Annotated in this window: 14 protein-coding genes and 2 tRNA genes; 9 read left to right on the forward strand and 7 right to left on the reverse strand. The window is 49.7% G+C overall.

Annotated features, from left to right (window positions below):
* Positions 1–2: 2 nt before the first annotated feature.
* The 4 genes from catA to IB214_RS12690 all read right to left on the reverse strand — a co-directional run bounded on the left by catA (position 3) and on the right by IB214_RS12690 (position 2,228).
* A complete protein-coding gene (gene catA / locus IB214_RS12675; RefSeq protein WP_117343052.1) occupies positions 3–680 on the reverse strand; it encodes a type A chloramphenicol O-acetyltransferase in 678 nt (225 codons plus the stop codon).
* Positions 681–894: 214 nt separating this feature from the next.
* Entirely contained in the window at positions 895–1,143 is a 249-nt protein-coding gene (locus IB214_RS12680) for a hypothetical protein (RefSeq protein WP_135912098.1), read from the reverse strand.
* Positions 1,144–1,225: 82 nt separating this feature from the next.
* Positions 1,226–1,600: a hypothetical protein gene (locus IB214_RS12685; RefSeq protein WP_115258584.1), complete on the reverse strand. Its 375-nt coding sequence runs from the start codon at positions 1,598–1,600 to the stop codon at positions 1,226–1,228.
* A 238-nt stretch (positions 1,601–1,838) separates the two neighbouring features.
* Positions 1,839–2,228, reverse strand: a complete 390-nt coding sequence (locus IB214_RS12690) for a hypothetical protein (RefSeq protein WP_117343051.1) — start codon at positions 2,226–2,228, stop codon at positions 1,839–1,841.
* A gap of 729 nt (positions 2,229–2,957) precedes the next feature.
* On the opposite strand from IB214_RS12690, the gene IB214_RS12695 reads away from it, so the two are divergent.
* Positions 2,958–3,302: a DUF1294 domain-containing protein gene (locus IB214_RS12695; RefSeq protein WP_117343122.1), complete on the forward strand. Its 345-nt coding sequence runs from the start codon at positions 2,958–2,960 to the stop codon at positions 3,300–3,302.
* Between the two features lie 28 nt (positions 3,303–3,330).
* On the opposite strand, the gene IB214_RS12700 is transcribed toward IB214_RS12695, so the two are convergent.
* Positions 3,331–3,903 (reverse strand): TetR/AcrR family transcriptional regulator, encoded by a 573-nt coding sequence (locus tag IB214_RS12700; RefSeq protein ID WP_115258586.1) that lies wholly within the window; start codon positions 3,901–3,903, stop codon positions 3,331–3,333.
* Positions 3,904–4,002: 99 nt separating this feature from the next.
* Here IB214_RS12700 and IB214_RS12705 point away from each other — a divergent pair, with 99 nt between their 5' ends.
* The 5 genes from IB214_RS12705 (at position 4,003) to trpS (ending at position 10,186) form a co-directional block, all read left to right on the forward strand.
* Positions 4,003–4,896, forward strand: coding sequence for an ABC transporter six-transmembrane domain-containing protein (locus tag IB214_RS12705; RefSeq protein ID WP_181505844.1), 894 nt, complete (start codon positions 4,003–4,005; stop codon positions 4,894–4,896).
* Positions 4,897–5,015: 119 nt separating this feature from the next.
* Positions 5,016–6,125 carry an AI-2E family transporter gene (locus IB214_RS12710; protein WP_117343050.1) on the forward strand — a complete coding sequence of 370 codons (1,110 nt, stop codon included), beginning with the start codon at positions 5,016–5,018 and terminating at the stop codon, positions 6,123–6,125.
* Between the two features lie 118 nt (positions 6,126–6,243).
* Positions 6,244–8,028 (forward strand): diguanylate cyclase, encoded by a 1,785-nt coding sequence (locus IB214_RS12715; RefSeq protein ID WP_117343049.1) that lies wholly within the window; start codon positions 6,244–6,246, stop codon positions 8,026–8,028.
* A 116-nt stretch (positions 8,029–8,144) separates the two neighbouring features.
* Positions 8,145–8,948 (forward strand): PhzF family phenazine biosynthesis protein, encoded by an 804-nt coding sequence (locus IB214_RS12720; protein WP_117343120.1) that lies wholly within the window; start codon positions 8,145–8,147, stop codon positions 8,946–8,948.
* 233 nt (positions 8,949–9,181) lie between these two features.
* Positions 9,182–10,186: a tryptophan--tRNA ligase gene (gene trpS, locus IB214_RS12725; protein WP_117343048.1), complete on the forward strand. Its 1,005-nt coding sequence runs from the start codon at positions 9,182–9,184 to the stop codon at positions 10,184–10,186.
* Here trpS and IB214_RS12730 read toward each other — a convergent pair.
* Positions 10,172–10,357 (reverse strand): hypothetical protein, encoded by a 186-nt coding sequence (locus tag IB214_RS12730; protein WP_115258589.1) that lies wholly within the window; start codon positions 10,355–10,357, stop codon positions 10,172–10,174. The two genes, trpS and IB214_RS12730, sit on opposite strands and share 15 nt — an antisense overlap.
* Before the next feature lie 197 nt (positions 10,358–10,554).
* On the opposite strand from IB214_RS12730, the gene IB214_RS12735 reads away from it, so the two are divergent.
* From IB214_RS12735 to IB214_RS12745, 3 genes are all read left to right on the forward strand, one after another.
* Complete coding sequence (locus tag IB214_RS12735) at positions 10,555–10,938, forward strand: cupin domain-containing protein (RefSeq protein WP_115258590.1); 384 nt, start codon at positions 10,555–10,557, stop codon at positions 10,936–10,938.
* A gap of 247 nt (positions 10,939–11,185) precedes the next feature.
* Positions 11,186–11,262: transfer RNA gene (locus IB214_RS12740), tRNA-Val, on the forward strand.
* Between the two features lie 4 nt (positions 11,263–11,266).
* Positions 11,267–11,343: transfer RNA gene (locus tag IB214_RS12745), tRNA-Val, on the forward strand.
* Between the two features lie 164 nt (positions 11,344–11,507).
* On the opposite strand, the gene IB214_RS12750 is transcribed toward IB214_RS12745, so the two are convergent.
* Positions 11,508–13,169: a hypothetical protein gene (locus IB214_RS12750; RefSeq protein ID WP_117343047.1), complete on the reverse strand. Its 1,662-nt coding sequence runs from the start codon at positions 13,167–13,169 to the stop codon at positions 11,508–11,510.
* Positions 13,170–13,186: the final 17 nt, after the last annotated feature.

Here is a 13,186-nt window from a genome sequence, read left to right on the forward strand (position 1 = left end):
CATCAAGCATTGCGCTCTTCTGAATGGTGCAATATGTTATCGCTAATCTCTTGTAACTCATTGATCAATCTTGCCACATGAAAACCATCGCACACGGAATGATGTACCTGAACGGCGAGGGGTAACATTACTTTTCCATCCTGGTTGTAGTATTTCCCAATAGTGAACATGGGGGAAAAAAAGTTCTGCATGTTGGCAACGTTGATATTGAAACTGGTAAAACTTACCCAAGGAATGGCCGACACGAAAAATATATTTTCCAGCGACTCTCCCTTAGGCCAGTAAGAAAGGTTATTACCATAACGTGCCATGTCTTCTGCATAAACATGTTGAAAGTGATGAATATTGCCATCGTAGTGACTCCATAATGATGAAAAGGTCTCCGTTTCATTATGGAAAATCGTATAACTTGGATGAACTTCATTCCATATGACAAGCTCATTGTCCTTTATCGCCATACGAAACTCTGTATGTCTGTTTACGACTTTAGAAAGCAGGAAAATAATAGTAGGATAAAATTTCCAGCCAACCTCTTTTATATGTTTTAACAGCGCGGTAATGTCTAAGAGAACTGTTTGGTTAATTGTGCTTTGAGCAAAGGTCTGAAATACCTCAAAATGCTCCTTCCTTGCCCAACAAGATAAGTCAACTGGCGTATATTCTGGGATTATTTTTTTCATTTTTAGTAGCCTTTAATAAGCACGCATACAGACCCGAACCATTTTGGTTGCGAACGCATTCGTGAGAGTAGCGCATCCTTGTAAATAAGGGAAGGAAATGATAACCCTTTAATATATAAGATGATAAAGGGAGACGTATCGCCTCCCTTGAAGTATTGAACGCGAGCACTATCAATGCGCTAACACGACAACGCTGTCAGTTGCGTATCGTTTATCATTCGAACCAGCAACGGTTGCCATTATCTGCCTGGGAGGCATCGGGGATTTCATCACAAGGCGGCAGAGTGAATCCGTCTCGAGTCACATAATGGCTATGATTTCCTGCTTCTTCATTATAACCCTTATTGTTTTTATGATGATGGTGGCCAGCTCCCTGATAATCATCATTTGCAAGAGGTACCACACAGCCATAGAGGGAACCACAAACCGCAGAAACCATCAGAATTTTAAAAATAGTTTTCATTGATCAACTCGATAAAGATGAAGTGTTATGATGTAACCTACTAAACAGACTACCGCCCACAGTATAAAAATAGGATTATTCATTATTTTAAATTTACGCCCTGTACCTGATCATTAGACTGATTAACGTCTAAAATCATCCGTACACCTTCTTTTGAGACAAATTCTAAAGGTGCGTTATCATCCTGTTCCCAGCCATTAGCAACCAGTAGGGGAACAACCTCACTCAATTTTTTACCGGCTACAGCCTGATCTATAGTGCGTTCAGCGGGGGCTAATTCCGCGTGATGGTGTTTCATGTTTTCGCGTTTACTTTTATGAATATCACATGTGCCGTTACCATCAGTAACTTGTGTGCAACCTGATTTCTCAAGCTGGCTACGGTATGAGGCGCTAATAGCGTTAGCATTACCCACCACAGACAAACAAAGCAACACCATAATTAATTTTGCTTTCATTACATTTACCCTTTGTGTATATCGTCAATGTTTTTTTACAGATCACTCAATCATACCGCCACGTATTTTATGCTTTAAAAAGCTTTTCTTTATCCATGGCGATAAACTACATATTTCTGAAGAACATCCCCCCTATATCCAAAATAATTCGAATTTCATAAAGTCAGTAATTGTGTGATAAATTCGTCAGGAACGAATTTGAACAGCCGAAGGCTGGCCCCCGGTGTGGGGTCTTTTATTACTTGATGATCTGGGCATTTGCCACAAATCCTTTTTTATCCTCAATGACGCGCATCAGGTGAGCGCCTTTTTTCCAGTCGCCATCTGCCTGCTGACGCCAGCCACGCTCTATCAAATATTCTTCTGCGGCGATCCCTTTGAGGTTGATAATATTCTCAGCCTCTTTAACGTACTGCGGCACGTTGGATTCATTTACCGAGTTAGGTGTATGCTTCACGGCGTTTTTTGCATTCTCTGCCTTTGTTTTGTGGATGTCGCACCCCTTGCCAGCATTCATCTCGTTGCAGCCGGAACGCTCCAACTGGGCACGGTACTGTGCGTTGATGGCGTGCGCTGGTGCGGTGGTCATTGCGACTAAGGTCAGGCTAGCGATGAGTACTTTTTTCATTCTTTGGTTTCCAGTTCGTTAAATCCGTTGCACCGCGTCCACGGGCGGTAGTGATATTTAGCGTGTTGAAATATGACCGTCTGGTAAATTCAAGTCAACGGCTGAAAACACCTTGAAATTTGTTCGTTAAATGTTAAAAGCAGCATCTATTTAGCGCATTTACTTCATATGAAAGTTATCATAACAAGTGGGAAATCAGAAGAACGATGAGAAGACACAGTGATATTGAAAGGAAAATATGGTGGCATTGAATACATAAAAGTGAATCTGCATTACACTATGCTCACTTTAATTATTAGCACTGACAATACATTACGATATATAATAAAAATCGGTTTATAATATATTAATGTATACATTCACACCTTCCCAGTCATTAACTTTTCAATTTCCCCACTCGTCAAGTATCTCCTCTTAGCAATAACCCTCTATCATCTCTGTCCATATCTGTAACAACCCCTTAAAGAGGGATGCGTATTTATCTCTAAAGGAGTAGTAAAAATAGGACTAAAGATTGATGTAAGTCAATTGGCATCGCGTATTTTTATTTGTGAGCGTCCTTGCGCACAAGTGTGGTATTAAAAAGACAAATTTTAGAATAGAACATTATTCCAGTAAGGTTTATGAGTAACAGGTTATGGTTACGGCTTCCGACAGGGGTTCAGCTCACCGTGGGTATTGCGTACAATGCAGGGTCGATACTCTCTGGAAATGGCTGTGGCGAATACTATGAATCTCAATCGCGGTTGTTATTTGCTGCTGATCCTCGCCGCGATCGGCAGCCTGTTTACATCTCATCCCTTTATTATATGGTTACTGCTCGCCAACGTACTGACGCTGGTGATTTACGGCATGGACAAAATGGCGGCGCGAAAAGCCTGGCGCAGAGTGCCAGAGTTCACATTACTGATGTTTGGCGTTGTCGGCGGATGGCCCGGCGCGATAGCAGGTCAGCAACTCTTTCGCCACAAAACACAAAAACAGCCATTCAAAACCTACTTTATCATCAGCGTATTATTGAGCATCTCCGTGATGGTAGCGGTGTATCAGCTCTATCCTTTTTCGCCTTTCTGAACATTGGCTACGCGCGAACTATACAGCTTTACAACATCTGCCTGATAAAGTCGTGGAGATCGTCGCTGGCCAACTGACATTTTTCAGGTGAAGGATGAATAATCAGGTTCTCTGAGTACCCGTTAAGCATGGCAACGAACTGGCGTGTAACACGTTCGGCATCCAGCGCCCGGAACGCTTTCAACCCCACACCTTCACGAATAATGTCGGCGATCATTTCCATCCAGCAATTCATATTGCGCTCTGCAAGCTCTGCGTAAGCGGCGTCATGGCTCGCCAGACGCCATAAAGAGTCATAAAGCTGCCAGACGGCATCCGGACCTTCAGGAAGGTAGTATTTGATCAATACACTTAACTTTTCGTGAGGTTCGCGCCCGGCTAACGATTCGGCTAAATCGTCCAGCTCTTGTTGCATAAATCTTTCCAGCGCGGCAAGGCACAGTGACTGCCAGTCCTTAAAGTAGTGATAGATATGGCTGCGAGAAAGGCCGAGATGTTCCGTCAACTCCCGGGTTGTCACCTTCTCTATCCCTTTTTCGATAAACAGCGCCACCGCGCCATCCAGAATTCGTACTCTCAACTCTTCTGTCTTTTTTTTCATCAATTCACCCCGCATTGACTTTGAGCAACCGCTCAAATACACTCGACCTGCAATAATTGAGCAACCGCTCAATTATTAATTTTAACAGAATCACAGATAATGATAAGCCTGAAGAGTCACGATAAATCCACATCCTTATACAGTGCAGTTGGCACGCTTAAGTCTCTGGCCCGCCGCCACCGTAAAAAACTCCTGGTCACATTTCTTCTCGTAGTTGCCGAGAACCTGACGTATCTGCTGTATCCGCTAATGGCCGGCTTTGCCATCAATGCAATTATTGCGGGTAACGCCTTACACGCGGTTTTTTATGCAGTTGTGGTCTTTATTATGTGGGCCATAGGGGCGGCTCGTCGGAGTGTTGATACCCGTACATTTACCCGGATCTATGCTGAGTTGGCTGTTCCCGTCATTCTCGCTCAACGTCGGGACAATCAAAATACCTCGACCATTGCAGCACGGGTCGCGCTTTCCCGCGAGTTCGTCGATTTTTTTGAAAAGCATCTGCCTGCGCTGATCACCTCGATCGCCTCTATTCTGGGGGCTGCCATCATGCTGCTGGTTATAGAGTTGTGGACGGGTGTGGCCTGCCTTGTCATTCTTGGTTTTTTTTCACTGTTCCTGAGCAGCTATACGCGCAAAAACGAAGCGCTTTTCCTGCGATTAAATAATCGACTCGAAAAAGAGATAGCCATGGTCAATAGTGCCGCCGCCTCCCCGCTCGGCAAACATTACCGCCTGTTGTCCAGGCTGCGTATTTGTTTATCCGACCGTGAGGCGCTGGGTTACTTGTCCATTGGCATTGTGGTCGCTCTGTTATTTGGCATGACGATCCTCATCATGACGTTCGGCGGCGGGGCTGATGCGGGTCACATTTACTCTGTGATGACCTATATGTGGATGTTTGCCATGAGCCTGGATGATGCTCCGCAGTTGCTGGAAAAGTATTCTCAGCTCAAAGATATTGGTAAACGAGTAAACACCGGACATGAATAAACCCCGGTAGACTCGCGTCCATTTCGCTCAGCGTGCCCTGGCACGCCGACAGTTGCAGGTTGGTAAATCCGCTGAACAGTTCTATAGTCGGGACTGCTTCTTATTTACAGGATCCACTAATGCGTTTTAACGGACTGACCAAAGGTTTTTTCATTTTCATTCTCGCCCTGGTGACGTGGGCGTTCTTTGATGTGCTGTCCCCTTACTTTTCCGCCATTCTGTGGGCCGCGATATTAACCACTATTTTTAATCCGGTGAAAAACAAACTGCGCAGTGCGCTGGGCGATCGCAACGGGCTGGCGTCGCTTATCACCATTGGCATTATCTGCCTGATTGTCTTTATTCCCCTGATGGTGATCCTGTCATCACTGGCTATCGAACTGAACGTGGTGTACAGCAAGCTGCAACAGAACGACACGCAGTTCCCGGAAGTCGTCACCGCGATCCTGTCGTATCTCCCTGACTGGGCCAGAGGATTCCTTGCGGACCACCATCTGGATAACGTGGCACAAATTCAGCAAAAGCTCTCCGATGTTGCATTACAGGGCGGGCAGTACCTCGCCGGCAGTGCATTCCTGATTGGCAAAGGGACATTCGGCTTTGCCATCAGCTTTGGCATCATGCTGTATCTGCTGTTTTTCCTGCTCAAGGACGGGCCGTACCTGGTGCGTCAGATTCTGGATTCTTTACCGCTGACCGATTTCGCTAAACAGCACCTGTTTGCCAAATTTGTCGGTGTCACCCGTGCCACGGTAAAAGGCACAGCGGTGGTCGCGGTGGTTCAGGGCACACTCGGTGGCATTGCTTTTGCCATTGTGGACATCGACGGCAGCGTTCTGTGGGGCGCATTGATGGCGTTTCTCTCACTGGTGCCTGCAGTGGGTTCAGCCATTGTCTGGGTACCCGCGGCAATTTTCCTCTTTGCCACACAGCAGTTGTGGCAAGGACTGTTTATCGTCGGATTCTTCGTCATTATCGTCGGGCTGGTAGACAATATTTTGCGCCCATTGCTGGTGGGCAAAGACACCAAGATGCCCGATTATCTAATTTTGATCTCCACCCTCGGCGGGATGGAGATTTACGGTATTAACGGGTTTGTCATTGGCCCGTTGATCGCGGCACTGTTCCTTGCCTGCTGGAATCTGTTATCCGGGCGCGATCACGAGGGCAACGTGGAGGAGATCGATAAAGACTTTATGGAAGAAGGAAAAAATCCTCCAGATTTATAACGGTATGACGATAACAAAGGGCGACCACGGGGTCGCCTTTTTATTGTCACGCAAAATCATACGTTTTCTATAATTTCAATCATGCACATTCATTACTCGTCGCAAAAGGAATAAACAGGTGCGAATAGCCACAATCACCAACTGGGCCTACAGTGCGACGGTATGCCTGACCCTCGCCTCCGGCGTGGTCATGCTAATGGCGTCAAACGCCGATAACACCGAACGACAGGCGGTAGAACAGCGGTATATATTCGATCAGCTGACCGAAGAAGTTGAAATTGACGCCTGGTCACTGTCCGATCTGGCGCGCCTGTATGTGGTCAGTAAAGATCCTGATGCGTTGCAAGCCTACCAACAGAAAGAGACCTCGCTAAAAGCCGTTGAGCACCGATTGACGAAACTGAAGGATACCGGAGCATCAGGGGAAGAATTGGCGCTCCTGCACGAGGGATTGCAAATTGTTGATACGCTACAGAACGAACAACAGACGGCGATCGAAAGCGTCGCGCGCGGAGAGCAGGCGCAGGCTATCGCCCTGCTCTTCGGTAAATCCTATGAGCAGGAGCTCGAACGGACGCAGGATAAAATAGACCATTTCCGCCAGATGCTCGACAGCCGCGCCCGCAACGCCATTGAGGACGCCACGCAGACGTCCCGTACACTGCGCACGCTGTCTGAAGTGATGGTCGGACTGACGGCACTGCTGTTTTTGTTTGTCCTCGGCTTTATTTTAAAACGTCGGGTGCTACGCCCCGTCGTGCGACTGAGCGACGTCGTTCATCGACTGGCCTCGCAGGATTACGCGGTTGAAACACCTAACTTTAACCAGATTGATGAAATCGGCGATATGGCACAGGCCATCCGCATTTTTCGCGAGAACGGCCTGGTACGGCAGCGGCTGGAGAAAGAGCGTGACGCCGACTGGGCGATACGCGAACTGCTGGCACGGATGACTCAGCGCTTACAGGGCTGTGAGAACTTCGCTGACGTTATCAATGTTGCACAACTGTTCGCGCCGAATATTGCTCCCGGTGTCGCCGGACGCCTCTACATTCTTGACCGGGAACCGTGGCAGATGCGCTGCGTCGCTGAGTGGCTTTCTCCGCAGGGAAAAGCAGATGCCTTCCACCCGGACGAATGCTGGGCCGTGCGTCGCGGGCAGAGTCATCCCCCGGTCCACGGCGAGCCGGACATCGCCTGCTACCATCTGCCAGAGTCATGTCAGGATCACACGCTGTGTGTGCCGTTGATTGCTCAAGGTGAGGCTATCGGCCTGCTCTCATTTCAGAATCTCAGCGATGATACCGCGCCTTCCCGCGCGTATCTGGAACTGATGGCAGAAGCGCTCGGTCTGGCATTAGCCAATCAGCGTCTGCGCGATGCGTTACTGGAAAAAGCACTCTACGACCCGCTGACCGGTCTGCGCAATCGCCATCATCTGGAAGACACTTTGCGCACCCAGATGGGCCAGGCGATACATAATCAGACACCCATCAGTTGCCTGATGATTGATATTGATCACTTCAAAGATGTCAACGATCGGTTCGGCCACGAGGCGGGCGATGGCGTTATCAAGGGCGTTGCCGCGATTATTCAGCGCGCCATACGCGACAGTGGGATGGCGTTCCGCTACGGTGGTGAAGAGTTTCTGGTCCTGCTCAGCGGCATGGGTGAAGAAGAGGCTAACCGCATGGCGACGGACATCTACAACGGCGTGCATGCGCTTACGCTGCGCTTTGGGACGTCGGACATCAGCCATATCGACGTGTCTATTGGCGTTGCCAGCTACCCACAGCACGCCCAAAGCGACAACCTGCTGCGCGCCGCTGACGTGGCCCTGTATCGCGCCAAAGAGTTGGGCCGATCGCGAATCGTGAGCTTCGGTATGCTGCAAGCGAGCTAAACGCGGGCATATCGCGATATGTTATTGCCTGCAAGAGCATAAACCAATACGAAATTGCACGTTGTCATGGCATGGTAGAGCGTGAGATGACCGGAGAACAACAAGAGGACTATACGATGAAGCACATTGATTTTTACATGATAGATGCCTTTACCAACACCACTTTTGGTGGCAATGCCGCCGCAGTGTGTCCTCTTACAGAATGGTTGCCCGATGAGATATTATTAAAAATGTCTCAGCAACATAACCAGTCAGAAACCGCCTTCTTTGTCACCACCGATAGCGGCTTTGAGCTACGTTGGTTTACCACTCAGGGTGAAATCAATTTATGCGGGCATGCCACACTGGCTGCTGCACACGTCATCTTTGAACATCTTGACTACCCGGACACCACAATTCACTTCGAAACCCGATTTGTTGGCCCGCTGACCGTGACCCGCAGTGGCGAATGGCTGACGCTTGATTTCCCCGCCTGGAATACCGAATCGGTTATACCGCCGCCTTTACTATTGGAAACGCTGGGTATCACGGAATACAAAGAAGTCCGCGTGGCACGTGATTACATGGTCGTTATGGAGAATCAGCAGCAGATTGCAGCAGTACGCCCGGATATTCACGCTATGCTTCCGCTGGGAAAAATGGTCTGCATTACGGCGCCAGGCGATGGGGAATACGATTTTGTCAGTCGTTTCTTCTGCCCAGGCGAGGCCGTTGCGGAAGACCCTGTCACAGGTTCGGCACATAGCATGCTCATTCCATACTGGGCTGAGAAACTGAACAAAACACAGATGCTGGCACGCCAGGTGTCCGAGCGCGGCGGGGATTTACGCTGCAAGTTAGTGGGCGATCGTGTCCATATTGGTGGTCAAGCCACAACGTATCTGACAGGTAAAGTACAGTTGCGTGAGAACGCGCGATAACAACGGTTGTCACGCCAATCAGCTCGCAGCGTGCATGGCTTTACCTCTTCATCACACCATGATATGTTCATTAAATGAATACAAAACACGATGTAAACAGCGTTAATAACAACCTGTGGTGGCAGCCTTCTTAAAGGCGGCCAGAATGTGTTTTCCCCATTTTAAATAACCGCCGAAAGGCGGTTATTTGCATTTGAAAGACCCCTTTCGGTTTGATGACTAAGGAGTCTGGCATGAACAACAAAACCATTATTCTTACTGGCGATCGCCCAACCGGCCCATTACATCTCGGCCACTTTGTTGGCTCGCTACGCCAGCGTGTTGCCCTGCAACGTGATTATCAACAATTTGTGCTGGTCGCGGATCTTCAGGGGCTTACCGATAACGGCAGCAATCCGCAAAAGATCCGCAATAACATCCCCGAAGTGCTCGCCGATTATCTTGCCGCGGGGATTGATCCTTCACTCACGACAATTTGCTTGCAGTCTGCTCTACCGGCGCTTGCTGAACTGACTGCGCTTTATATGAACATTGTTACCGTGGCGCGCGTAGAGCGTAACCCAACGGTAAAAAATGAAATTATGCAAAAAGGGTTCACCCGCTCTTTGCCGGTTGGTTTCCTGGTTTACCCGATCAGCCAGGCGGCAGATATTACGGCCTTCAAAGCCAACGTTGTTCCCGTCGGCGACGATCAATTACCGATGCTCGAGCAGACTAACGAAATTGTACATAAGATGAACAGCCTGTTACCGACTCCCGTTTTACAGCATTGTAAGGCAATGCTCAGCGAAACCAGCCGCCTCCCGGGTATCGACGGCAACGCCAAAATGTCGAAATCACTTGGCAATACGTTGCTCCTTTCTGCCAGCGAAGAGGCCATTCATCGCGCGGTCAGCGCCATGTACACCGACCCTCACCATTTAAAAGTGACCGACCCGGGGCAGATAGACGGCAATATAGTGTTCACATATCTGGACGCATTTCACCCGAACAAAGCAAAAGTTGCGGAGATGAAAGCGAACTATCAACAAGGCGGGCTGGGGGATAAAACCTGTAAAAATGAGCTGGAGGTGTGTTTACAAGAACTCATTGCCCCCATGCGAGAACGCCGTGCGACCTACATCCAGGATAAGGGCATGTTGATGGCGCTATTGCAAAAAGGGAGCGAGCGGGCGCACGACGTCACGCAGAAAACAGTAAGGGAAGTGAAGTGTGGGCTGGGATTACCCGTTTTCTGACACGCGCAATTTCCCGCTTCTCAGCAGCGCCATCTCTTGCTTGCAGAGCAGCACCACAGCCTGACGTCCCTTGACACGGCGGGATGTCAGAGCCCTTTTCACCGTACGGCGACTCGCGCCAGATTCCAGCATCTGAAAACACATCAGGGAGAGCGTCGGATTATTTTTCATCAAAAATTCACTTGGTTGAGTTAGCCAGTAGCGTTGCGGCAGAAAGCGGACATTTTACGCTAATCCGGGCACGGCTTAAACCCGGTCTACGGGTAGGTCCTGTTGCAGAATTCCCCATGGTGAAACCGAACAAAAAACAACCAGGCTGATATAATTGAAGAGCGGCCATGTGCGTAATCAAGCTAAGGAGGTGCGCAATGGACAAAGCAGATGTGAAATCATTCGATATACCAGATGAGGTTCGCGAGTTTGCGAATGGACGACTGGAACTTCTCAATATCGGCGGAGCCATCGTCGGACGTGCGGTGCTGGAGCCCGGCTGGCGATGGGCGACATCGATCCAGTCGATAGCGGGAACAAAGAGTTGTGAAGCCCCGCATTTTCAATACCACGTAGCCGGGGTGCTGCGGGTAAAAATGGACGATGGCAGTGAATTTGATTGCCGCCCCGGCGATCTGTCACGCATCCCTCCAGGGCACGATGCCTGGGTCGTCGGGGATGAGTCGGTGGTCATTGTTGACTTTCAGGGCATGGTCGACTGGGCCAGACATAAAAATACCGGCTGTAACGACTCGCCATAACAGCAAAAAGCCCCGGATGTTCGCGACATTCGGGACTTACTGGAGTGGTTCTGATTCTCCCCCGCACGCCTGACTTGTGCACCCAAAGGATCGGGTGAATAAAAAACACGCTGCAAAATCAACAAAATATAATCAACTTGCTTAATTACTCTGCAATCGCGTGAAAACATGCAGAAAAACACAATTTCCCTCTTGCCTCATTCGGTCTGTGCCGCTAATATTCGTCCCCGTTGTCACCTACAACGTTGCGTTCATAGCTCAGTTGGTTAGAGCACCACCTTGACATGGTGGGGGTCGTTGGTTCGAGTCCAATTGAACGCACCATCTTGCGTCCGTAGCTCAGTTGGTTAGAGCACCACCTTGACATGGTGGGGGTCGGTGGTTCGAGTCCACTCGGACGCACCAAATCAATTCCCGTTGATTTGGTGCTTACTCTCTCGTCTTTCTCTATACTTTCTTGTTTTTCAAAAAAACACTCTTACGTAATTGCTATTTGGCCTTCAACAATTGGCTGTGGCTGCCTGCTTTCCTCACCGTCTTACAGGCAACCATCCGTTAAGAAAAACGCCTTAATTCACATCCGCTATACAGACCACATGACTGCTTTTCCTGCTATTCGTCACTATCCCGTTACTCATATTCAACGTATTTTTACTGCCCAGTTCATCTATCCAGTAAGGTGCGTTGACCCAGTTGCCACCAAAGTTGTACAACGGCCCCCACTCGCTCCACCAGCGTCCGGTTGAAGCCGCTCGCTCGCCGTTGCGGGTCGATTCCTCTGCAGTCGGCCGACGATAGCCATCATCTTGTTTACCACACCAGTCATTATTAAATCCTGTTGGATTGCCGTCAGTGATTAACCACTTCGTGACCGTGAAGGTATAAGCATAAGACCCACCGTCATTTTTCGACCGTATGGTAATGGTGGCAGTTTTCTCTGCGCCTTCAGGCCGACGGTTAAACGTCACCACACCCTTATCATCCACGCTTAACCACGAACGATCGTCATGCCAGGAATACTCCCGGTTGCTGGCAGCATTGCCATTCATGCGCAACTGGAAGCTGGCACCAACCAATCCGCTGCGAGGAAAACCGCTGTCGGTATCAAACGTGGCGCCATTGACGTGAATAGTCGTGTTCCCAGGGAGGACGTTGCTGCCGCCTGGTGCCACTTGCTCGCTGACCGTACTGACCATTGTCCCCATTACCGTGTCATAGCTTGCTGGCGTGGCTTCCACCACCAGATAGCGATTTACATCCTCTGCAACGGGGGTATAACTTTTTTCAACCGCGCCTGGAATTGCCGTTTTTCTGGCCGTTCCTGCGGCGTTATCCGCACGAAACCACTGAAAACGCGACCGGTCGGGAATCGTCTCATTCCCCTGATAAAGATAGGAAAGCGTGACATCTTCCCCTTCGCGGGGCGCCGGTATCGCTAAATTGACGATCGCCGGGAGCGTGTCCGGCGTACCGGTTTGCGCGCACACCACTGTCTGTCTGCTGGCGTTTGCCGCCGCGCTACTACGCCCATCGGTAAAAGCATTAATCACCGCATGGTGCGTATCATTGAGCGCGCGTGTCGTCCAGATAGCGTTACGTCCAGCAATGCCATAGGTATGCCGTAAATCGCCTTTAGAATCTTGCCCCACACGATTTGCCCGAGTATAGGTCACAAACATATCCTGCAGATCGCCCTCATCTGGTAAACGCATGCCGTTGTTCGCACAGTGCATATACGCATCCCCCCAGCGCAGCGCTGGCGAAGCATAATGAAACGCGGCCGACAAGTCTGCTCGCGCGGGTAGCACCGGCGCGTTCGCGTTTGGGCTGACAAAAGGCGCATCCGGTCGGTCGGGATCGGAAGGTTCAATCTCAACCGGCAACACCTTAACCGTCAGGTAGCGTTTATTCTGCGCGGGGCCGGGCGTGTAAAGACGCTCATTCGCCCCTGAGATTACCTGCTCGTCGGCCAACCAGCGAAACAGGGTCTCTGATGGACTTTCCTGCAAACCATCAGGATCGTGAAGTTGATACGCAATCTCCAGCGTATCTCCCTGAGCCGGATTTAATCCCGGCGCAGAGGTGTTAATCACCTGCAGTTGACCGGCCACGGGCGGGCGTCCTTTTACCGTCTCGGTCTGTGCTGTCACCGCCAGGGCTTCCGTGGCGACAAAAACAACCAGCACACCCGCGGCGCTGCGCAGAGTGAGCGCGACACTATTCAGCTTCATAGCTCTGGCAATCCGAA

The organism is Citrobacter sp. C1, assembly GCF_014596895.2.
GTDB classification, from domain to species: Bacteria; Pseudomonadota; Gammaproteobacteria; order Enterobacterales; family Enterobacteriaceae; genus Citrobacter; species Citrobacter gillenii.

Coding starts and splice junctions, on each gene's coding strand:
- catA (WP_117343052.1), bottom strand. CDS start 680: ATGAAAAAAATAATCCCAGAATATACGCCAGTTGACTTATCTTGTTGG.
- IB214_RS12680 (WP_135912098.1), bottom strand. CDS start 1,143: ATGAAAACTATTTTTAAAATTCTGATGGTTTCTGCGGTTTGTGGTTCC.
- IB214_RS12685 (WP_115258584.1), bottom strand. CDS start 1,600: ATGAAAGCAAAATTAATTATGGTGTTGCTTTGTTTGTCTGTGGTGGGT.
- IB214_RS12690 (WP_117343051.1), bottom strand. CDS start 2,228: ATGAAAAAAGTACTCATCGCTAGCCTGACCTTAGTCGCAATGACCACC.
- IB214_RS12695 (WP_117343122.1), top strand. CDS start 2,958: ATGAATCTCAATCGCGGTTGTTATTTGCTGCTGATCCTCGCCGCGATC.
- IB214_RS12700 (WP_115258586.1), bottom strand. CDS start 3,903: ATGAAAAAAAAGACAGAAGAGTTGAGAGTACGAATTCTGGATGGCGCG.
- IB214_RS12705 (WP_181505844.1), top strand. CDS start 4,003: ATGATAAGCCTGAAGAGTCACGATAAATCCACATCCTTATACAGTGCA.
- IB214_RS12710 (WP_117343050.1), top strand. CDS start 5,016: ATGCGTTTTAACGGACTGACCAAAGGTTTTTTCATTTTCATTCTCGCC.
- IB214_RS12720 (WP_117343120.1), top strand. CDS start 8,145: ATGAAGCACATTGATTTTTACATGATAGATGCCTTTACCAACACCACT.
- trpS (WP_117343048.1), top strand. CDS start 9,182: ATGAACAACAAAACCATTATTCTTACTGGCGATCGCCCAACCGGCCCA.
- IB214_RS12730 (WP_115258589.1), bottom strand. CDS start 10,357: ATGAAAAATAATCCGACGCTCTCCCTGATGTGTTTTCAGATGCTGGAA.
- IB214_RS12735 (WP_115258590.1), top strand. CDS start 10,555: ATGGACAAAGCAGATGTGAAATCATTCGATATACCAGATGAGGTTCGC.
- IB214_RS12750 (WP_117343047.1), bottom strand. CDS start 13,169: ATGAAGCTGAATAGTGTCGCGCTCACTCTGCGCAGCGCCGCGGGTGTG.